This window comes from Paraburkholderia sp. SIMBA_054 (assembly GCF_046534875.1).
Lineage (GTDB): Bacteria > Pseudomonadota > Gammaproteobacteria > Burkholderiales > Burkholderiaceae > Paraburkholderia > Paraburkholderia hospita.
This window is the reverse complement of the sequence record NZ_JAWRXV010000006.1, coordinates 243,278-265,029: the sequence shown is the minus strand read 5'-3', so window position 1 is coordinate 265,029 and position 21,752 is coordinate 243,278. Positions and strand designations below refer to the sequence as shown.

Here is a 21,752-nt window from a genome sequence, read left to right as displayed (position 1 = left end):
GCGCGCCGCCAACCCGCCGCCGATGCGCCACGCAATTGATTCCATGCGCTTTTTGCCGTTCGCGTGAGAACCGCGATGTTAACACGAATGCCCTTTCCGATGCCTCGGCTTATGTCTTCCTGACGAGATCCGCGCGGCGCGCGCCGCCCGATGCGCCACGAAGCAAAGCGCAGCTATGCCAAAATTGCGGCGTTGTGCGCCGCCCCCGCGGCGCGCCGGTTTTGCAGGGAACACGCATGTCTTCATCGCTGAAAATTGGCTTGATGGGCTACGGCTTTGCCGGCGCCACATTTCACGCGCCGGTGATCGAACACTGCGGACGCGCGAGCGTCGCCGCGATTGCCACGGGCCAGCCGGACAAGGCGCGCGCCGATTATCCGAACGCAACGATCGTCGCCGATATCGACGCGCTGCTCGCGCTGTCGGACATCGAATGCGTCGTGATCGCGACGCCGAACGACACGCACTTCGACCTCGCACGCCGCACGCTCGAAGCGGGCAAGCATGTCGTCGTCGACAAGCCCGTCACGCTCTCCGCCGCCGATGCATGTACGCTCGCCGATCTCGCGCAAAGCAAGGGGCTGGTATTCGCGCCGTTCCACAACCGTCGCTGGGACGGCGATTTCATGACCGTGCGCGACCTGATCGCGAGCGGCGAACTCGGCCGCATCACGCATTTCGAATCGCACTTCGACCGCTTTCGCCCGGGCATCCGGCAACGCTGGCGCGAAGAGGCGTCGCGTGGCGGCGGCCTGCTGTTCGATCTCGGCCCGCATCTGATCGATCAGGCATTGACGCTGTTCGGCGTGCCCGAAACGGTCTATGCAACGGTGAAGGCATACCGCGACAATGCGAGCGCGCCGGATTACGTGCATCTGCTGCTCGGCTACGCGAACCATGAAGTGGTGCTGCACGCGAGCGCGCTGACGGCGATCGTCGCGCCGCGCTACACGATCCACGGCACGCGCGGCAGTTATGTGAAGAACGGGCTGGACACGCAGGAAGATCAGTTGAAGGCGGGCTTGCGTCCGGGCGATGCCGGTTTCGGCGGCGGCAATGAAGCGGGCGCGCTGCGCGTGCTGGAAGGCGAACAGGAAGTGCAGCGCGATCTGCCGACGCGCGACGGCGCGTACGCCGAGTTCTACCGCGCGCTGGCGGCATCGATCCATGACGGCGTGCCGTTCCCGGTTAGCGCGGCTGACGCGGTGGACGTCATGACCATCATCGAGCTTGCGAATCGCAGTGAGAAGGAAGGCGTGCGCCTGGCATTCAGGCGAGGCGCGTAGCGGTCAGGGTGGCGGCGATTTCGCTGCCACCCGTCAGGGTGTTGGCCTTCGTGGCCCTCCGGTATCCATTCGGGATCAAACAGAAAGGAAGGAATATGCAGCATATCGTTCGCGCGCTTGGCTGTTTCGCGCTGGTTTCGTCGCTAGCCGCGTGCGTGGCCTCACCGTCGCAGCAGCTCGCCGAGCCGTCTCGCGCGCCGAATCCGCACGAAATGGCCGTGCATCGCCTCGAGCAGGTCGACGGCCGCATCGACAACATGGGCCGCAACGTCGACGCGCGCGTGAACCAGGGCCACTATCCGCCGCCCGAAGGCGCCGCGCTGCACCGCCGGCTCGATACGATCCGCCACGAAGCGCACGACATGGCCGGACAACACGGCGGCGGCCTCACGGGCGACGAGCAGCGCGTGCTGAATCAGGAACTGGATACGGCGTCGGCGGCCATCAACCGCTGATTGACGGTGGCACGTGCCGTGCCGACCGTTCGGCGCGTGCTTACCTTGCCTCGCGAGCGGCGCTTTTTTGACCACGGCGTCGCGTCGACCGCCGGCTCAGCCGCGCCCGCTCAAGCCCGGCGCGCCAATTTGACATCCCTTCGCCCCTCGCGTACATTCGCCGCACGCGTCGGGAGAGCGCGCCGTCCGCTGTCGTTTTCAGAACGTCCAGCAGCCAGCGCCGCCGAAGGGGCACACCCGCAAACTCTCAGGCAAAAGGACCGACCGCGTCGAAAAACCCGCTCGTCATCCGGTCATAACGACCTCATTTGAACGAGCGCCTGTTTTTCGCACTCTGGAGAGCGGCAGTAGCGCGAATGCTCGCGCAGGCTGCCCACCGAAGGGGCGCGCGCCAGCCCATCAGCACTCGCTGACGGCAGCGCAATCTCTCAGGTATCGAGGACAGAGGGGGCATGCAGTTATCGCTCGTTGGCCCGAGATGGGATCAGGCCGCGAGGGGTTTCGCCGCATGGCCTTTCCTGTTTAGCGACGCCCCGAGGCCCCGATGACCGAACTCAAACACACCCCGCTCCACGCCACGCACCGTGCGCTCAATGCCCGCATGGTCGACTTCGGCGGGTGGGACATGCCCGTCAATTACGGCTCGCAGATCGAAGAGCATCGCGCCGTGCGCACCGACGCCGGCATGTTCGACGTATCCCACATGTGCGTCGTCGATTTCACGGGCGAGTGCGTGCGCGCTTTCTTCGAGCGCGCGCTGGCGAACAACGTCGGCAAGCTGCAAGCCCCGGGCAAAGCCCTTTACTCCTGCCTGCTCAACCCCGAAGGCGGCGTGATCGACGATCTGATCGTCTATTACTTCGGCGAAGATCATTTCCGCGTCGTCGTGAATGCCGGCACGGCCGAGAAAGACGTCGCGTGGTTCACCAAGCTCAATGACGAACAAGGCTTCGGCCTGACCATCACGCCGCGCCGCGACTACGCGATCGTCGCCGTGCAAGGTCCGAACGCGCGCGAAAAAGTCTGGGCGACCGTGCCCCACGCGCGCGCCGCCAGCGAAGCCCTCAAGCCGTTCAACGCCGCGCGCGTCACCGATACGCCATTTGGCGAGCTGACGGTCGCGCGCACCGGCTACACGGGCGAAGACGGCTTCGAAATCATCGTTCCCGCCGATCACGTCGAAGCGCTGTGGAACGCGCTGCAGGCGCAAGGCGTGCGCCCCGCCGGTCTCGGCGCGCGCGACACGCTGCGCCTCGAAGCCGGCATGAACCTGTACGGCCAGGATATGGACGACAACGTGTCGCCCCTCGACGCCGGCCTCGCATGGACGGTCGATCTGACCGCGCCGCGCGATTTCATCGGCCGCGCAAAGCTCGAAGCTGATGGTTCGAAGTCGTCGTTTGTCGGCCTGATCCTGCACAAGGACAACGGCAAGGCTGCGGGCGTGCTGCGCGCGCACCAAAAGGTCGTCACGCCCGCTGGCGACGGCGAAATCACGAGCGGCACGTTCTCGCCGACCATGCAGGAATCGATCGCCTTTGCGCGCGTGCCGAAGGGCGTGCAGCCGGGCGACGTCGTCCACGTTCAGATCCGTGACAAGGCACTTCCCGCCAGCGTGGTTAAACTGCCATTCGTGCGCAACGGCAAAGTGCTCGTCGGCTGATCGGTCATACGATCAGCGTCACGACACAGTCACCAGACAGACACGAAAGCGTCGCGTGCGTCCCACTATTTAAATTAACCGAATTACCGCATAGGAGCATCCGATGAGCATCCCGGCCGATCTGAAATATACCGAATCGCACGAATGGGTCCGCACCGAGGCGGACGGCACGCTGACGGTCGGCATCACCGACCACGCGCAGGAAGCGCTCGGCGACATCGTCTTCTTCGAACTGCAGCAACTGGGCCAGACCGTCTCGGCAGGCGATACCGTCGCCGTCATCGAATCGGTGAAGGCGGCGTCCGATATCTACGCGCCCGTGTCGGGCGAGATCATCGAGGCCAACCAGAACGTCGCCGATACGCCGGACGCCGTGAACAGCGCGCCCTACGACAACTGGCTGTTCAAGATCAAGCCGGCCGCGGGCGCCTCGGAAGACCGTCTGATGGACGCCGCCGCGTACGGCAAGTCGATCGGCGAATAAGCCACTTACTCACGACCGGCGCGGCGTCCGCCACGACAGAAGAACGCCGCGCCAGCAGGAACATTCCATGAAGCTCGAACACCCGGATCGTCTGATGAACCGCACTCCTCTCTCGCTCGCCGCGCTCGAAGTGCATGACGCCTTCGCCGAACGGCATATCGGCCCGGATACGGCCGATCAGCAGTCGATGCTCGAAGCCCTCGGCTTCGCATCGCGCGCCGCGTTGATGGACGCGGTGATTCCGAAGACGATTCGCCGCCAGGACGCGCTGCCGCTCGGCCCGTTCGCCCAGCCGAAGAGCGAAGCCGAAGCGCTCGCCGCGCTGCGCGAACTCGCGGACAAGAACCAGGTGTTCCGCTCGTACATCGGCCAAGGCTATTACAACACGCACACGCCCGCCGTCATCCTGCGCAACGTGCTCGAAAATCCGGCGTGGTACACGGCATACACGCCGTATCAGCCGGAAATCTCGCAAGGCCGTCTCGAAGCGCTGCTGAACTATCAGCAGATGATCGTCGACCTGACGGGTCTCGCGATCTCGAACGCGTCGCTGCTCGACGAATCGACGGCGGCCGCCGAAGCGATGACGCTGCTGCAACGCGTGGGCAAGCCGAAGTCGAACATTTTCTATGTGGCAGACGACGTGCTGCCGCAAACCATCGAAGTCGTGAAGACGCGCGCGAAGCCCGTCGGCATCGAAGTGAAGGTCGGCCCGGCTGCTGATGCGGCTGCGTCGAATGCGTTCGGCGTGCTGCTGCAATACCCGGGCGTGAACGGCGACGTGCACGACTACCGCGCACTCGCTGAAGCGATCCACGCAGCGGGCGGCCACGTGGTCGCCGCCGCCGATCTGCTCGCGCTGACGATGCTCACGCCGCCGGGCGAATGGGGTGCGGACGTGGCTGTCGGCAACTCGCAGCGCTTTGGCGTGCCCGTCGGCTTCGGCGGCCCACATGCGGCGTATCTCGCCGTGCGCGACGAATTCAAGCGCCAGATGCCGGGCCGTCTGGTCGGCGTGACCGTCGATGCGCAAGGCAATCCCGCGCTGCGTCTCGCGCTGCAAACGCGCGAACAGCACATCCGCCGCGAAAAGGCGACGTCGAATGTGTGCACGGCGCAAGCGCTGCTCGCGATCATGGCCAGCATGTACGCCGTCTATCACGGCCCGCGCGGCCTGAAGATGATCGCGCAACGCGTGAACCGCATCGCCGCACTGCTCGCGGAAGGCGCGAAGCAACTCGGCTATACGCTCATCAACCAATCGTTCTTCGACACACTCACGTTCGAAACGGGTGCCCGCACCCAGGCACTGCGCGACGCCGCGACAGCGAAGGGCATCAACCTGCGTCACGTGAGCGACACGCGCGTCGGTCTGTCGATCGACGAAACGACCACCCGCGCCGATCTCGCAGATCTGCTCGCCGCGTTCGCGCAAGCTGCATTCGTCGAAGCCGTGCCGCAAATCGACGAACTCGATGCAAAGCTTGGCGCGTCGAACACGTTCCCGACCACGCTCGAACGCGAAAGCGCGTATCTGACGCACCACGTGTTCAACCGTCACCATTCGGAAACGGAAATGCTGCGCTATCTGCGCAGCCTGTCGGACAAGGACCTCGCGCTCGACCGCTCGATGATTCCGCTCGGCTCGTGCACGATGAAGCTCAACGCGACGTCGGAAATGCTGCCCGTCACGTGGCCCGAGTTCGGCCAGATTCACCCGTTCGCGCCCGCCGAGCAAACCGTCGGCTACCGTGAAATGATCGATCAGCTCGAACAGATGCTGGTCGCCGCAACCGGCTACGCGGCCGTGTCGCTGCAACCGAACGCCGGCTCGCAAGGCGAGTACGCGGGTCTGCTGATCATCCACGCGTATCACGAATCGCGCGGCGAAGGTCATCGTAACGTGTGCCTGATTCCCGCTTCGGCGCACGGCACGAACCCGGCGTCGGCGCAGATGGCGGGCATGCAGGTCGTCGTCGTTGCGTGCGACGCGCAAGGCAACGTCGATATCGAAGACCTGAAGAAGAAGGCCGCGCAACACGCCGACAAGCTCGCGGCGATCATGATCACGTACCCGTCGACGCACGGCGTGTTCGAGCAGAACATCCGCGAAGTCTGCGAGATCGTGCACGCGCACGGCGGCCAGGTCTATGTGGACGGCGCGAACATGAACGCGATGGTCGGCCTCGCGGCGCCGGGCCAGTTCGGCGGCGATGTCTCGCACCTGAACCTGCACAAGACGTTCTGCATTCCGCACGGCGGCGGCGGACCGGGCGTCGGCCCTGTCGCCGTCGGCGCGCATCTGGCGAAGTTCCTGCCGAACCAGACCTCGACGGGCTATGAACGCGATGCGAACGGCATCGGTGCCGTCTCCGCTGCGCCTTATGGCTCGGCATCGATCCTGCCGATCTCGTGGATGTACATCGCGATGATGGGCGCGAAGAACCTGACGGCCGCCACCGAAACCGCGATCCTCAACGCGAACTACGTCGCGAACAAGCTCGCGCCGCATTACCCGGTGCTGTATTCGGGCCCGGGCGGGCTGGTTGCGCACGAGTGCATTCTCGATCTGCGCCCCATCAAGGAAACGAGCGGCATCTCCGTCGACGATGTCGCGAAACGCCTGATGGACTACGGCTTCCACGCGCCGACGATGAGCTTCCCGGTGCCGGGCACGCTGATGGTCGAACCGACCGAATCGGAATCGAAGGAAGAGCTGGATCGCTTCATCGAAGCGATGATCGCGATTCGCAACGAAATCCGCGCCGTGGAGGAAGGCCGCAGCGATCGCGAAGACAATCCGCTGAAGCACGCGCCGCACACGGCGGCTGTCGTCGTCGCGAACGAATGGACGCACGGTTATGCACGCGAAACGGCGGCGTATCCGTTGCCATCGCTGGTCGCGAAGAAGTACTGGCCGCCCGTCGGCCGTGCCGACAACGTGTACGGCGACCGCAACCTGTTCTGCTCGTGCGTGCCCGTGGCCGATTACGGGTGACGAATCCGGATTCGCCCGCCGTGACGCGGGCGATCCGAACCAGCAGCCGAAACAGCAAGGCCCGGTGACGACTTCGTCACCGGGCCTTTTTCGTTTGCACGCGGGCAGCGTGCGTCAGCCTTGCAGCGGATCCTTTTCCAGCACCAGATGGAACTGGATCGTGCACAACTCGAGCAATTCGTCGCGCGTCACGTCCTTGAGCTTCATCCGATCCATGTTGATCTCGGTGGGCGCGGTGATCGACTGGTTCTGATTCCAGAGGTCTCTAAGCCTGCCGTCGATCGCGTGCTCGGCGCGCACGATCCGATATCCCGTCTCCGCGACGAACTTCACAATCTCTGCGAGCGTGAAGAAGCGAATATGCGTGATATCGAGCAGGCCGGCCGCGGCATAGGTCCATTTGCCTTTGCTCAGATCGTCCATCAGCATCAGGTTGCGCACGTTGGGGATACTCAGCACCAACTGGCCCTTCGGCGACATGTAGGGACGCAGCTTCACCATCACGTCCCAAGGGTTGTACATGTGCTCGAGCACATCAGCGAGCAACACGCCGTCGAGGGTGCCCTTCGCGATGCCTTCGCGCTCAAGATCGAAGTCCTCAAACTTGCCGACCAGCACGCGATCGATCTTGCTGCTAGCCACCTGCGCGGCCGCCCGGTTCATTTCGATGCCCCAGACCTGACTGGTCGGGAAGCGCTCCTTGATCAACGCCGCCGTGCTGCCCGCTGCGCAGCCGATATCGATCACGATCGCCGGATCGTTCGAATACATCGCAACCAGGTTGGGACGGCCCGGCGTGTGGTAACCCTCCGCGATCTCGCCCGACTCGACGTCCAGATACTGTTGCCACACATGGCGCTGCATACGCGGCGCGAGCCCCCTCGCGGCACCGGTCAGTACCTGCGCGACCCGCACTGTCGCCATCCCATCGCCGTCGTTGTGGTTGTAGTGCGCCGCGCGCTTCTGGCCAAGTTGAACCAGGCCCGTGCGCAATTCCGGGTTGGTAAGGATCTGTTGAAGCGCCAACGCCAGCTCGTGCGCCTCGACTTCGACAACGCCCGTTTCTGCCTCGAAGCACGGGCCCATCAACATACCCGCCGTGTTCATCAGATTGACGACGGGCGTGTGCACCAGCATGCCTTCGACGAGATAGTTCGAGTCCACGGCAACGAGCACGTCGGCGCCGGCAGCGAACAGCTCCGTGTCGTCGCTCGCGTAGTAATAGCCGTCTCCCGATGCGCCCAGCTTCGCGAGAATTTCGGCGCAACGCGTCTCGCCGAACGCGGCATTCGACGGCCGATCCTTGATGACGGCGTTGATCTGAATACCCGCCCTTTTCAGGCTTTCGCACGCGATCATGAACGCACGCACCGACGCGTCATAGATGTCTTCGATGCAGTGCGCGCTAAGATTCGCGGCCCACGTCGTGCCGAATACGACGAGCGGCAATTCTGCCTTCAGCCCGTACTTCGTGTTCAGCTGCTGACGGCATGCCGGCTTCTGCTTGCGCAGCGTCGCATAGCCGTCCCACGCGGGATTGCCCGTCGCGATCAGCCGTTCCGCCGCGACGCCCAGATCGCGATAACCCTCTATGCCGCGCTGTCCATACACGACGAGCTTGTCCGCGATCAGTTCGTTGTGCACCGTGTACGGATCGACGAGCGCGATCGAGTGCGCGAGATGCACGCTCGGAATGCCCTGCGCGCGAGCCCATGCCGTCGCCGTCTTGCCGACGCGCGTCATATCCTCGTTGGTGACGAGTAGCGCGATGTCGTACTGCTCGGCCGCGCGCTTCAGGCATTCGAGCAACTGAACGATGGCAGGCAGATCGCCCTTGACGCTCTCGAACACGACCGGCCGCAGCTTGTCCGACGCATCGGCGGCGAAACCGCAAAATTCCGGCTGCAACTGGATGTGACGCTCGAAGGCGCCCAGCAGCTGCTGCGTCTCCGCGCTCACCGTCTGCGCCGCGTTCGAGTCCTGCGCGAAGCCGTCGATCGACACGAGCGTGCTGCCCGTCTGCGCAACGGCCGCCTGCATCTGCGGCGACAGTGAACCCATCGATGCAATGACCGTCAACGGTTCATGCATCTGCAGGAACTGCTGCAGCGCGCCGAAGTGTTTGCCCCAAAGCAGACTGATAATGGCCTTCTGCTTCATTGCCGGCCCTCGCTAAAAATTCCGAAGTATCGGGACAGCAGTGCCCGAACCAGGTTGTATTCCGCGCCGACAGTCACGTCGGTGCCCGCCTTGAACTTGTCTGCGAGTTCCGCCGACCAGCCGCGTGCAATCTCCGTCGACTTCTGGTCGAGCGCATTGCTGACGAGCCATGTCGACAGTTCGCGCAGCATCTGCGGTGACACGGCGCCGCGAAACTCGAAGTTCGGAAAGCGCGTCAGCAGGCATTGGAACAACAGAAAGAATAAGTGCCGGCTACGCAACGGCTTGAGCAGCTTGTCCAGTTCCGCGCTCATCGCTTCGGGCGCGAGCGGCAGCCATTGCACGAGATTGGCGAAATCGAGGGAATCGAGCGCCGCGTTGCGCGCGGCCATGTCCGCCGCGAAACGCGCGTTGGCCGCCGGGTCGGCCCGGTTGTCCAGCACGACGAACATGCGGCCCGCGACCTTCGGCGCGAGATGCGCGACGATCGCCTCTTCGATGAAAAGCCCGAGATCGAACAGGCCCTGGTCGCGCGCGAACCACGACAGCGTGCGCTTCCAGCTCGCCTTCTGCTCGAGCGACTCATACAGCAGCCAGTTCGTATTACCGCCGCCGAGAAATGCTCCGTAAGGCACAACCGTTTCGATTGCAAAGCCCTGTGCATCGGCGAACTCGACGAGTTCGGCGATACTCGCACGCGACATGTACAGGCCAAACTTGCCTGCTTCGTCGGTGGCGCGCAGCGCGTCGGGCCATTGGGATTTGTCCGCGCCATACGCAGCGACGGCGTGATCCTGCGTGTGAATGTCGAAGATGATCCGGCCGCCCGGACGCACGACGCGCTTCCATTCGAGCAGCGCTTCACGCCAGTTCGGAAAATGCACGAGCACGTTCAGCGAGACGGCGCAGTCGAAGGACGCGTCGTCGCACGGCAAGCTCGCGACGTCGCCGACCTGCAAACGGATCGGCGAGCCGTTCGCGAGGCGCCGCGTCTCGTCGAGCATCGCCTGAGAGCTGTCCACGCCCATCACGTCGTAACCGTCGGCGACGAGCGGCAGCGCGGCCCGGCCGGTGCCGACGCCGATGTCGATGATCTTCGGCCCGCGAGCGTGACGCCGGATCGTGTTGATCTCGACGGCGTTCTTCAGCAGGTTGGTGGTCTCGCTTTGAACCATCCGGCCCGAGTACCAGTTCACCATGCCCGGATCTTTCCACGCATCGGTTTTCCACTGGATCAGATCCTTGCGATCCAGCGGCCCAGCGTTGTTGGGTTGTGCGCTCATTTCAGAATGTCCCAGGTAAGAGCCGTGCCGCGCCTGATCGGCGCGCGCGCCGTCATGCCGATCACCGTATCCAGATGCTTCGGCGCCATGCCGAGTCCAGGCCGGATCGCGCGGACGTTGTCGAGCGTCAGCGCTTCTCCCGCGCCGACATCCTTGACCACATACAGCGAGCGCCGGAAGACCATCGACTTGCGCTCCTGTTCGTTGGTCCCATAAGTTGCGTGACCAAGCGCCTGCCATGCACGCTCCGTTTCGATCACGAGCGAACGCATCTCATCCGGCTCCAGCGAGAACGCCGAGTCAACGCCGCCGTCGGCGCGCCGCAACGTGAAGTGCTTTTCGACGACGGTCGCGCCGAGCGCAATGGCCGCGACGGCAGCGCCGACGCCCATCGTGTGATCCGACAGGCCCACCTGGCAATCGAACAGCTCGCGCATGTGGGGAATCGTGCGAATGTTGCTGTGCTCGGGCGTGGCGGGATACGAGCTTGTGCACTTGAGCAGGATCAGATCTTCGCAACCGGCGCCGCGCGCCGCGCGCACGGCCTCGTCGAGTTCCGCGACGCTCGCCATGCCCGTCGAGATGATCATCGGCTTGCCTGTCGCGGCGACGCGCCGGATCAGCGGCAGATCGGTGTTCTCGAAGCTCGCAATCTTGTACGCGGGGACGTCGAGTGTTTCCAGAAAGTCGACGGCGGTTTCGTCGAACGGTGTCGAGAAGGCGAGCATGCCCAGTTCGTTCGCGCGATCGAACAGCGGCTTGTGCCATTCCCACGGCGTATAGGCCTGCTGATACAGCGCATAGAGCGATTTGCCCGCCCACAGGCTATTCTCGTCGCCGATATGGAATTCGCCTTCGTCGATGTCGAGCGTCATCGTGTCGGGCGTATAGGTTTGCAGCTTGAGCGCGTGCGCGCCGCTGCGTGCCGCCGCTTCGACGATTTCCAGCGCGCGTTCGAGCGACTGGTTGTGATTGCCGGACATTTCCGCGATCACGAACGGCTGACTGCCGGGGCCGACGGACCGGTTCGCGATTCTGATTTCTTTCATCGATAGTTTCCTCACGCCTTCCGCGCGTCCCGTCATCGGGACACGCAGTTCCTATGTATTGCGCGTTCCCGCTTCATCCGTTCGATTGCGCGAGCGCCCGAAGCGCCGCGAACATCAGCTCGGCGCGCCGCCAGTCTTCGGGCGTGTCGATGTCCTGCACGAGATGGCGCGGCAGCACGACGGGCATCGACAGCGGCGAAAAAAGCGTGTCGCCGCGCTGCCATGCTTGCGTGCGTCCCCAGTAGAACTGCCCGGCGTCATGCCACGTTTCCGGCAAGTCCTGCGAACGCGTCAGACGATGTTCGGGATAGACGGCATCGAGCCCGCCGTCGGTCGTCAGCCGCAATGCCCGCTGCACGGGGAACGCGAAGGTCGTCACCGAAAACGCATACGACTTCTCGCGATGCGCCTCGAGCATCGAGATACCTTCGCGCAAGTAGCGAACGTCGATGAACGGCGCGGTGGCGTAAATGCAGCACGCGTATTCGTAGTGTTCACCGAGCGCGCTCAACGCGTGCTGTACGACTTCAAGCGTGCCGGCATGGTCGTTGGACAGCTCCGGGGGACGCATGAACGGCGTCTGCGCGCCGTACTCGCGCGCGACGGCCGCGATGTCCTCGCTGTCTGTGCTGACCACGACGCGATCAAACAGCGCGCTATCGAGCGCCGCGCGAATCGAGTGCGCGATGATGGGCACGCCGTCAAACAGGCGAACGTTCTTGTGCGGAATGCGCTTGCTGCCCCCGCGTGCGGGAATAATGGCGACGCGGCTCATCCGAGCACCCGCTTTAGTTGCGCCACCACGCGATCCTGCTGCGCATCGGTCAGGGCCGCGTAGAGCGGCAGGCTGAGCGCCTCACGGTAATACTGCTCCGCTTGCGGAAAGTCGCCGGGCTTGAAGCCGAGGCGGCGGTAGTACGGTTGCAGATGAACGGGGATGTAGTGAACGTTGACGCCGATGTCGGCGGCTCGCAACGCATCGAACACCGCGCGGCGATCGGCATGCGCACTGTTGTCCTTCACGCGCACGACATAGAGATGCCACGCCGATTCGTCGAGCGCATCGAGCTGCGGCAATTGCAGCGGCAGATTCTTCAGCAGCGTATCGTAGCGTTGCACGAGCATGCGACGTCGCGCGAGAAAGCCATCCAGCCGCTTGAGCTGCGACAGCCCGAGTACCGCCTGGATATCGGTGATCCGATAGTTGAAGCCGAGCTCCTGCATCTCGTACGACCACGCGCCAACGTCCGGCTCATCCATCTGTGCGGGATCGCGCGTGATGCCGTGACTGCGCAAGCGGCGCAGGCGATCGCACAACCCGGGATCGTTGGTCAGCACGGCGCCGCCCTCACCCGTGGTCACGATCTTCACGGGATGAAAGCTGAACACCGTCATGTGCGCGTAGTCGCCGCAACCAACGGGGCGCCCCGCGTACGATGCACCGACAGCATGCGAAGCATCTTCGATCACCGTAAAGCCGTATTCGTCGGACAGACGCTTCACGCGCTTCATATCGCAACTGCCGCCCGCGAACGCGACGGGAATCACGACCTTCGGCAAGGTGCCCGCGCGACGCGCCGCCTGCAACTTCACTTCGAGCAGGTTGGCGTCCATGCACCACGTCAGCGGATCGATATCGACGAAATCGACGTCCGCGCCGCAATACCGGCCGCAATTCGCCGATGCGACGAACGTGTTCGGCACGGTCCACAGGCGGTCGCCCGGCCCCAGCCCTGCGGCGACGCACGCGATATGCAGCGCGGCAGTCGCGTTGCATACGGCGACCGCGTGACGCGCGCTGGCGCGGCGAGCCAGCTCTTCCTCGAAAGCGGCAATCGCCGGGCCTTGTGTGAGCCAGTCGGAGCGCAGCACCGCTTCGACCGCGGCGATGTCCGCGTCGTCGATCGATTGGCGGCCGTACGGAATGAACGTGCTCATGGATGTTGCTTGTCGAGGGCAGCCAGTTCGTCAACCGTGAGGAACCAGCCGTTGTTGTCGGATGTGTACTTGAAGCCTTCCGTTACCCGACTGCCCGTCTCGCCCATGCCGTTCGTCTCGTACTCGCTTTGCACGACAAAACGGATCGCCGGCGTGATGACGTAGTGATCGTGATATTCAAGCGTGTGCAGACTGTCGTCGCGCGCAATCATCATTTCGTGCAGCTTCTCGCCGGGACGAATGCCGATCACGTGCTGGTCAAGCTGGGGCGCCATCGCCTTCGCCAGATCGACGATCTTCACGGACGGAATTTTCGGCACGAAGATCTCGCCGCCCTGCATGCGCTGAAAGTTCTTCAGCACGAAGTCCACGCCGTGATCGAGCGTGATCCAGAAGCGCGTCATGCGCTGATCGGTGATCGGAAGGCTCTTCGCCTCTTCGGCGATCAGCTTGCGGAAGAACGGCACCACGGAGCCGCGCGAACCGACCACGTTGCCGTAGCGCACGACAGCAAAGCGCGTGCGATGCTTGCCGACCAGATTGTTCGCCGCCACGAACAGCTTGTCGGACAGCAGCTTGGTCGCGCCATACAGGTTGATCGGGCTAGCGGCCTTGTCGGTGGACAGCGCAATCACTTTTTCGACGCCGTTCTCGATGGCGGCGTTGATCACGTTCTCCGCGCCCGTCACGTTCGTGCGGATGCATTCCGTCGGGTTGTACTCGGCCGCAGGCACCTGCTTGAGCGCGGCGGCATGCACCACGTAATCGATGCCGCGCATGGCCTGGCGCAGGCGCTCGCCGTCGCGCACGTCGCCGAGGAAATACCGCATGCACGGCGCGTCGAATTTCTGCTGCATTTCGTATTGCTTCAGCTCGTCGCGCGAGAACACGACGACGCGCGATGGCTTGTATTTCGCCAGCACGGCCGAGATGAACTTGTGGCCGAAGGAACCCGTGCCACCCGTGATCAAAATTGCCTTGTTGTCCAACATTGTTCGCTTCCTTGATATCGAGCCGTACTTCTCGTGAGCCGCCGTGTGCGTTCCGATTGCCTGCCTGTTTCCGTCAGCCGCCGCGCCCCGCTTCACGGGACAACGCGCGGTAACGCTGCCGAAGAACGGGAACAGGCACGTTCCATCCGTCGTTGCCCAGCAGCGAATCCTTGAGCGCCGCAAATTCGGTCGCGCGATGAAAAGTGCCGGCGCCGCTTTGCGCGCGCGGCGCGATTCGTCCGTCGCGCAGCGAAGACCAGTTCTCCATGAACAGTTCGCCGATCGTCTGCTGCAATGTCGCGTAGCTGCTGCCGAGCGTCTCGCTGTCCTCGTCGAACGAAACTTCGCGCTGCAGCAGGAGCGCGCCCGTATCGATGCCCTCGTCGATCAGGTGGATCGACACGCCTTTGGGCGTTTCGTCGATGAACGACCACAGGTTCGGATCGGCGCCACGGTTGTACGGCAACAGCGAGATATGGAGATTGATGAACCGGTCCGGCGCCGCAGCGAGAACATCGCGCTTCAGAATGTGACGGTACGAGTGACTTACAATCAGGTCCGGCGCAAGCGCTGCGATTTCCTGCGCGCTCACGGGCGTCTCCCGCACGGTCAGCGTTTCGCGTTGGCCGAGCCAGTCGGCCAGCGGCCGCGCCGCCTCGCCACTCGTCAAAAACAGTACTTTCATTTGCCTATGCCGAACCCTGAAGATTTCACCGACGCGCGTTACGACGCCGTCGTGGTCCTCGCGAACCTGATGGATGCGGACGGAACCCTGAACGACGAAACCCGCGCACGCGTAGACCTCGGCATCGAAGCAATGAAAACCGCCAGGGCGCCATTGCTGGTGATGTGCGGTTGGGCATATCGCGAAGATTCGGACATCTGCATCGCCGACGCGATGCGCCGCTACGCACTCGAATACGCGAACCTCGACGCATCGCGCATCATCGCGGAGACCACGTCGCGCGACACAGTCGGCGATGCCGTCTTCACCCGGCGCAACCTCGCGACCACCTTCGGCGGCCCGCGCATTCTCGTCTCCACCAGCCGCTATCACGCTGCCCGTACGCTCGAAATCTTCGCCTTTGTCTACGGTCCTACCTTCCACATCGAGGTCGTGGGCGCCGGTGCTCCTCCGACTGCCGCGCAACTGACCAGCGAAGCGCGCTCGCTCGACACCTTCCGCACCACCTTCTCCGGCGTCGCAGCGGGCGACGCCGACGCGATCTTCGAGCGGTTGCGCGAGCGTCATCCGTTCTACAACGGCGACGTCTATCCTCGAGTCTGACGCGGCGTGCTGCCGTCCATGATCCGTCCACTCACGACGCAATCCCTGTAACACGTTAGGCAGTATCGACGACATGCGGAAAAAACGACGCGTGGAAATGCAGGCGAAAACCACGCCAATTCGGCCGATAAGGCGGCGCGACACGAGGCGGACGGCCCGCCGCCACGGCCACACGCCCCGTGCGCGACGCGCGACGCGCTGAGCCTCGCACGTTCGCCCGTCGGGCTGTCGCTTTGCGCGTCAGACGGCTAACATCTCACCTTGGATCGAACCAGAGGAGCCATGCATGAAGCGAAACGGTCAGGCGCCGATGCACCGTAGCGCGCGCGCATCATCGACGCATCCGTTTCTTCCGCGCATTGCCGCCACGTTGCTCGCCATAGGAGCATTCGTGCTGCCGCCGGGCCCGGCCTACGCCGCGATGAACCTCTGCGCCGCGCCCGCGCTGCAAACCAGCGAGCGAACCAATTCCGATCCGGGCGTCAAGGCTTTGGTGAGTAACGTCCAGGCGCATCTGAACGAGCCGGCGCACGCGGTGCGTCAGTTGCATACGGAAGGCACGCTGCCTCACGAGGGCATTTACGACCAGAGCAAGGAAGCGGAGAAAGATCTCGACCTGTTGCGCGATGCTGCCCTCGCGTGGCGCGCCACCAGCGACGACCGCTATCTGAAGCTGGTCGACCGCCTGCTGTATGCATGGGTCACGACCTACCAGCCGTCGTTCAATCCGATCGACGAAACGCCGTTCGAAGGGCTGATCCTCGCGTACGACATGACCGCGAGCGCCCTGCCCGTGAAGACGCGCAATGCAACAATGACGTTCCTCGCGAAACTCGCGAACGGCTATATCGCGCAGATCGACGCGCAAAAGCGGCCGCTGACGGGCACGTTCCGTAACAATTGGCAGAGCCACCGCGTAAAGCTGATCGCCATGGCGGCTTTCACGCTCGACAACCGCAAGATGATCGAGGCCGCGCAGCGCCTGTACGTCGAGCACGTCAACGACAACATCGCGCCCGACGGCACGACCGTCGATTTCGGCGAGCGCGATGCGCTGCACTATGTGACTTACGATCTGCAGCCGCTGGTGACGGCCGCGCTCGCCGCGCGCCGCCACAACCGCAACTGGCTCAACGAACGCGCGCCGAGCGGCGCGACGCTCGCCGCCGCGTTGAACTGGCTCACGCCGTATGCAATGGGCGCGAAAACGCACGACGAATTCGTGCGATCGAGCGTGCCTTTCGACACAAAGCGCCGCGAGGCCGGTTTGCCGGGCTATAGTGGTCAGTGGGACCCGAAGAATGCGGCTGAGCTGTATCACCTCGCCGCGCGGCTCGACGGACGCTACACGCCCGTCGCGCTGAAACTGGCACCGACGCCGCCCGCGTGGCTCGCCGTGTGTCTGCCGTTGCCGGCGCGTTGATCACGCGCGGCACATTCTGCTGCCGCGCTACCCGCGCAGTGCAGCACAAACGAATTTCCAGCTAGCAGGAGCAGTGATGGCAGTCAGCGTTTTCGATCTCTTCAAAATCGGCATTGGCCCGTCGAGTTCGCACACGGTCGGTCCCATGCGCGCGGCGCTGATGTTCGCGCAAGGGCTCGAGCGCGACGGACGGCTCGACAACACGGCATCGGTGAAAGTCGATCTGTATGGTTCGCTCGGTGCGACGGGCAAAGGCCACGGCACCGATCGCGGCGTGATGCTCGGCCTGCTCGGCGACGCGCCCGATACCGTCGATCCCGACACGATTGCGGCCCGCCTCGAACAGGTCCGCACGTCACGCACGCTTCCCCTGCTCGGCACGCACCCAATTCCCTTCGTGCAGAAGGACCACATTTCGTTCTACCGGCAGGCACTGCCCGAGCATCCGAACGGCCTCAAGCTGCGCGCTTTCGATGCGAACGGCGAGACGCTGCGCGAATCGACGTATCTGTCGGTTGGCGGCGGTTTTGTCGTGACGGCAGGCGCGCCGAATACGAAGGTGCTCGCCGCCGTCGAACAGTTGCCGCATCCGTTCCGCAGCGGCAACGATTTGCTGGAGATGTGCAAGGCGACGGGCAAGAGCATCGCGCAACTGATGTGGGAAAACGAGCGCGCATGGCATACGGATGAAGAAACACGCACGGGCCTGCTGAAGATTTGGGACGTGATGCAATCGTGCGTCGCGCGCGGCTGCGGCATCAACAATCCGGACGCGGACGGCAATCTGCCTGGCCCGTTCCAGGTGAAGCGGCGCGCGCCGCAACTGTATCGCGGGCTGACGGGCAATCCGGAGCGCGCGTTGCAAGACCCGCTGTCGATGATCGACTGGATCAATCTGTACGCGATCGCCGTCAACGAAGAGAACGCGGCGGGCGGCCGCGTGGTCACTGCGCCGACCAACGGCGCAGCGGGCATCATCCCCGCCGTGCTGCATTACTACACGCGCTTCATGCCGAACTCGAACCAGCAAGGCGTGTTCGATTTTCTGATGACGGCGGCTGCAATCGGCATTCTGTACAAGCTGAACGCGTCGATCTCCGGCGCGGAAGTGGGCTGCCAGGGCGAAGTGGGCGTCGCATGCTCGATGGCGGCGGGCGCGCTCGCGGCCGTGATGGGCGGCACGCCGCTGCAGGTCGAGAATGCCGCGGAAATCGGCATGGAACACAACCTGGGCCTCACGTGCGACCCCGTCGGCGGGACGGTGCAGATTCCTTGCATCGAGCGCAATGCGATGGCGTCGGTAAAAGCGGTGAACGCCGCGCGCATGGCGCTGCGCGGCGACGGCAGTCATTATGTTTCGCTCGATTCCGTCATCAAGACGATGCGCGAAACGGGCGCCGACATGAAGACCAAGTACAAGGAAACGTCGCGCGGCGGGCTGGCGGTGAACATCATCGAATGTTGATGCCGCTTTTACGAATGACATCGGCGAGGGTCTCGGCGTAAGCTGTCGAAGCTCTTCTGACTGGAGGTGTCTTCGCAATGTCGCTGTCTTCCGATGCTTCAAATATGACTACTGGCGCGCGGCTCATGGTCGACGCGCTGTTGACGCATGGCGTCGAGCGCGTGTTCTGCGTGCCCGGCGAAAGTTTTCTGGCCGTACTCGATTCGCTGCACGACGAGGCTTCGCAAATTCAGACGGTCGTGTGCCGTCACGAAGCGGCCGCCGCCAACATGGCGGAAGCCGTCGGCAAGCTGACGGGCCGGCCGGGCATTGCAATCGTCACGCGCGGCCCGGGCGCGACGCACGCATCGATTGGCGTGCACACCGCGTTTCAGGACTCGACGCCGATGATCCTGCTGATCGGCCAATGCGCACGCGAGCATCTGGACCGCGAGGCGTTCCAGGAAATCGACTATCGGCGCATGTTTGGACAGATGGCGAAGTGGGTCGCGCAGATCGACGACGCGCGCCGCATCCCCGAATACATGAGCCACGCGTTCCACACGGCGACCTCGGGCCGTCCGGGTCCTGTCGTGCTGTCGCTGCCGGAAGACATGTTGAGCGACGCGTGCGCGGCGATGCCGGGCGCGCCCGCCTATCAGCGTGTTGCAGCAGCGCCCGCACCGCAGCAGATCGAGCGTTTGCGCGACCTGCTCGAAGGCGCGAAGAAACCGATGGTGATCGCAGGCGGCAGCGGCTGGACGCCGCAAGCATGCGAAGACTTGCGCACGTTCATCGAAAACTGGCAGCTCCCGATCGGCCTCGCATTCCGCTTCCAGGACACGCTCGACAACGAGCATCCGAACTATGCGGGCGACGTCGGACTCGGGATCAACCCGGCGCTAGCCAAACGTATCCAGGATGCCGACGTGCTGTTTGCGCTCGGTCCACGCCTGGGCGAAGCGACGACGAACGGCTACACGCTCTTCGACATTCCGAAGACGAAGCAGACGTTGATCCACGTCCACCAGGGCGCGGAAGAACTCGGCCGCGTCTATTCCGCCGATCTGCCGATTGTCTCCGGCATGCCGGAAATCGCGTCGATGCTGGCGCAACTGAAGCCGCCGACGAAACCCGCGTGGGAGGGCGCCGCAAAAGAAGCGCACGACGCGTACCTCGAATGGCGCAAGCCGCGCAAGATTCCGGGCGACGTGCAGCTTGGCGAGATCATGTTGCAACTGCGCGAGCACTTGCCGAAGGACGCGATCCTGACCAACGGCGCGGGCAACTATGCGACGTGGCTGCACCGGCACTTCGCGTACCGTCACTTCCGCTCGCAGCTTGCGCCGACGAGCGGCGCTATGGGCTATGGCGTGCCGGCGGCGATTGCGGCGAAGTCGCTGTATCCGGACCGCGCGGTGGTGGCTTTTGCGGGCGATGGCTGCTTCATGATGTCGTCATCGGAAATCGCCACGGCGATGCAATACGATCTGGCCGTGATTTTCATCGTCGTGAACAACAGCCAGTACGGCACGATCCGCATGCATCAGGAGCGGCATTATCCGAACCGCGTGCACGGAACGGGGCTGACAAACCCGGATTTTGCAGCGTTCGCGAAGTCGTTCGGCGCACATGGGGAAACGGTAGAGCGGACGGAAGACTTCATGCCGGCGTTCAAGCGCGCGCAGGAATCCAAGAAACCGGCGGTGATTGAAATTCGCTTGCTTCAAGAAGCGAGCACACCGGGCGCGACGTTGGAACAGGTGCGCGAGCAGGGAAAGAAGTTGCGCGGGGAGTAAGCAGAAGCAAGGCAACCCCTCAACGCCGAGCAGAAGGAGCCCGTGCCGTTGAGGGCCCGTAGGCAAGGGTCAAGCGGATCGGTGTGAGCCGCTTTCTTTTGCCTACTTTTCTTTGCGGCGGCAAAGAAAAGTAGGTGCCGCCCCGCACAGGGGCGACGCCTGCACATCAAGCACCGCATCGCGGATGCCATCGACAAGCGCAAAAAAGCACAAAAGCCTCGCAGAGTAAAAAACCCTACGAGGCTTCATAAAAACTCAGCAGCGCTCAGCTAAACCACCCAAGCGCCGCAAGGCAAAAAAACCTTACTTCCCACCCACGCTCTGCAGCGTCGTCCACTTACCATCGACAACCTTATACAGCGTGATACCGCCGTTCTTCAGATCGCCCTTCGGGTCATAGGACAGATCCTTGGTCGTCACAGCCGGCATGCTCGTCTTCGCCAGCACCGGCAGGTATTTAGCCGGATCCGTCGAGTTCGCCTTCTTCATGGCATCGAACATGGCCATCGCGCCGTCATAAGCGTACGGCGAATACGTCTGAACGTCCTCACCAAAACGCTTCTTATACTTGGCAACATAATCCTTGCCACCAGGCATCTCTTCGAGCGGCAAACCAGCCAGCGAGGCAACCGTACCATTAGCCGAATCGCCTGCGACTTGCAGGAACGTCGGCGTGTGGACCATTTCACCGCCCATCAGCGGCGCCTTGATCCCCAGCGTCTTCATCTGCTTGACCATCGGCGCAGCCTGCGAATCGGCGCCGCCGTAATAGATCAGATCAGGCTGAACCGACTTCAGCTTCGTCAGGATCGACTTGAAGTCGACGGCCTTGTCGTTCGTGAACTCACGATCGACGATCGTGCCACCCGCAGCCTTCGCTGCCTTCTCGAACTGATCCGCGAGACCCTGGCCGTAAGCCGTACGGTCGTCGACGATCGCGATCTTCTTCATGCCCAGCGTCTTCACAGCGAACGTGCCCGCGACGGAGCCTTGCTGCGTGTCCGAGGTCATCATGCGGAACGTCGTCTTGAAGCCTTGCTGCGTGTATTCCGGCGCCGTCGCCATCGCGATCTGCGGAATGCCCGCGTTCGCGTAGATGCGCGATGCCGGGATCGTCGTGCCCGAGTTGAAGTGGCCGAGCATGCCCTTGATGTTGTCGTCGACGAGCTTCTGCGCGACGGTCGTGCCCGTGCGCGGGTCAGCCTGGTCGTCGGCCGTGTCCAGCACGAAGCGAACCTGCTTGCCGCCGATCACCGGCTTCGTCGCGTTCATGTCTTCGACTGCGAGCGTGATGCCGTTCTGGAAGTCCTTGCCGTAGTGCGCCTGCGCGCCCGTCATCGGGCCGGCGAAGCCGATCTTCACGTCTTCGACCTGCTGTGCGTGCGCAGTCCCCGCCAGCGACATGGCAGCGAACAGCGTCGCGCCTGCCAGCTTTTTCATCGTATGTTGCATAGCTTCTCCTTGGTACCAGGTGTGGACGGCGCGGTGAT

General features: G+C 63.6%; 17 protein-coding genes and 2 riboswitches. Of the genes, 9 read left to right on the top strand and 8 right to left on the bottom strand.

Translation table 11 applies throughout. The features are described 5' to 3' along the window. Positions 1-236: 236 nt before the first annotated feature. The 5 genes from SB822_RS09990 to gcvP all read left to right on the top strand — a co-directional run bounded on the left by SB822_RS09990 (position 237) and on the right by gcvP (position 6,886). The gene (locus tag SB822_RS09990; RefSeq protein WP_410854552.1) at positions 237-1,286 is read left to right on the top strand and encodes an oxidoreductase; all 1,050 of its coding nucleotides are present in this window, start codon (positions 237-239) and stop codon (positions 1,284-1,286) included. 95 nt (positions 1,287-1,381) lie between these two features. Then, entirely contained in the window at positions 1,382-1,741 is a 360-nt protein-coding gene (locus tag SB822_RS09985; RefSeq protein WP_007730944.1) for a hypothetical protein, read from the top strand. Between the two features lie 160 nt (positions 1,742-1,901). Further along, positions 1,902-2,015, top strand: a riboswitch (glycine riboswitch). A gap of 50 nt (positions 2,016-2,065) precedes the next feature. Continuing rightward, positions 2,066-2,196, top strand: a riboswitch (glycine riboswitch). An 89-nt stretch (positions 2,197-2,285) separates the two neighbouring features. Next, positions 2,286-3,404: a glycine cleavage system aminomethyltransferase GcvT gene (gene gcvT, locus SB822_RS09980; protein ID WP_410854551.1), complete on the top strand. Its 1,119-nt coding sequence runs from the start codon at positions 2,286-2,288 to the stop codon at positions 3,402-3,404. A 103-nt stretch (positions 3,405-3,507) separates the two neighbouring features. Continuing rightward, a complete protein-coding gene (gcvH, locus tag SB822_RS09975; protein ID WP_007581595.1) occupies positions 3,508-3,888 on the top strand; it encodes a glycine cleavage system protein GcvH in 381 nt (126 codons plus the stop codon). Between the two features lie 67 nt (positions 3,889-3,955). Further along, positions 3,956-6,886 (top strand): aminomethyl-transferring glycine dehydrogenase, encoded by a 2,931-nt coding sequence (gcvP, locus tag SB822_RS09970; RefSeq protein ID WP_410854550.1) that lies wholly within the window; start codon positions 3,956-3,958, stop codon positions 6,884-6,886. 114 nt (positions 6,887-7,000) lie between these two features. On the opposite strand, the gene SB822_RS09965 is transcribed toward gcvP, so the two are convergent. The 7 genes from SB822_RS09965 to SB822_RS09935 form a co-directional block, all read right to left on the bottom strand. Continuing rightward, positions 7,001-9,046, bottom strand: a complete 2,046-nt coding sequence (locus tag SB822_RS09965) for a methyltransferase domain-containing protein (RefSeq protein WP_410854549.1) — start codon at positions 9,044-9,046, stop codon at positions 7,001-7,003. Beyond that, positions 9,043-10,329, bottom strand: coding sequence for a class I SAM-dependent methyltransferase (locus SB822_RS09960; protein WP_410854548.1), 1,287 nt, complete (start codon positions 10,327-10,329; stop codon positions 9,043-9,045). The genes SB822_RS09965 and SB822_RS09960 overlap by 4 nt, the downstream gene beginning before the upstream one ends. Continuing rightward, positions 10,326-11,378, bottom strand: coding sequence for a pseudaminic acid synthase (gene pseI / locus SB822_RS09955; RefSeq protein ID WP_410854547.1), 1,053 nt, complete (start codon positions 11,376-11,378; stop codon positions 10,326-10,328). Before pseI ends, SB822_RS09960 begins: the two co-directional genes overlap by 4 nt. Positions 11,379-11,451: 73 nt before the next feature. Then, entirely contained in the window at positions 11,452-12,153 is a 702-nt protein-coding gene (pseF, locus tag SB822_RS09950; protein ID WP_090834665.1) for a pseudaminic acid cytidylyltransferase, read from the bottom strand. Further along, positions 12,150-13,316, bottom strand: a complete 1,167-nt coding sequence (gene pseC, locus SB822_RS09945; RefSeq protein WP_410854546.1) for a UDP-4-amino-4,6-dideoxy-N-acetyl-beta-L-altrosamine transaminase — start codon at positions 13,314-13,316, stop codon at positions 12,150-12,152. The genes pseF and pseC overlap by 4 nt, the downstream gene beginning before the upstream one ends. Next, on the bottom strand, positions 13,313-14,308 hold the full coding sequence (gene pseB / locus SB822_RS09940) for a UDP-N-acetylglucosamine 4,6-dehydratase (inverting) (RefSeq protein WP_410854545.1): 996 nt from the start codon (positions 14,306-14,308) through the stop codon (positions 13,313-13,315). Before pseB ends, pseC begins: the two co-directional genes overlap by 4 nt. A gap of 73 nt (positions 14,309-14,381) precedes the next feature. Then, positions 14,382-14,993, bottom strand: a complete 612-nt coding sequence (locus tag SB822_RS09935; RefSeq protein WP_079498630.1) for a formyltransferase family protein — start codon at positions 14,991-14,993, stop codon at positions 14,382-14,384. Between the two features lie 6 nt (positions 14,994-14,999). Here SB822_RS09935 and SB822_RS09930 point away from each other — a divergent pair, with 6 nt between their 5' ends. The 4 genes from SB822_RS09930 (at position 15,000) to SB822_RS09915 (ending at position 20,262) form a co-directional block, all read left to right on the top strand. Next, a complete protein-coding gene (locus tag SB822_RS09930; RefSeq protein ID WP_410854544.1) occupies positions 15,000-15,596 on the top strand; it encodes a YdcF family protein in 597 nt (198 codons plus the stop codon). A gap of 310 nt (positions 15,597-15,906) precedes the next feature. After that, positions 15,907-17,019 (top strand): alginate lyase family protein, encoded by a 1,113-nt coding sequence (locus SB822_RS09925; protein ID WP_410854577.1) that lies wholly within the window; start codon positions 15,907-15,909, stop codon positions 17,017-17,019. 76 nt (positions 17,020-17,095) lie between these two features. Continuing rightward, positions 17,096-18,484 carry an L-serine ammonia-lyase gene (locus tag SB822_RS09920; protein WP_410854543.1) on the top strand — a complete coding sequence of 463 codons (1,389 nt, stop codon included), beginning with the start codon at positions 17,096-17,098 and terminating at the stop codon, positions 18,482-18,484. Between the two features lie 77 nt (positions 18,485-18,561). Further along, a complete protein-coding gene (locus SB822_RS09915) occupies positions 18,562-20,262 on the top strand; it encodes a thiamine pyrophosphate-binding protein (RefSeq protein WP_410854542.1) in 1,701 nt (566 codons plus the stop codon). A 303-nt stretch (positions 20,263-20,565) separates the two neighbouring features. On the opposite strand, the gene SB822_RS09910 is transcribed toward SB822_RS09915, so the two are convergent. Next, positions 20,566-21,714: a branched-chain amino acid ABC transporter substrate-binding protein gene (locus tag SB822_RS09910; protein WP_079498624.1), complete on the bottom strand. Its 1,149-nt coding sequence runs from the start codon at positions 21,712-21,714 to the stop codon at positions 20,566-20,568. Between the last annotated feature and the right edge of the window lie 38 nt (positions 21,715-21,752).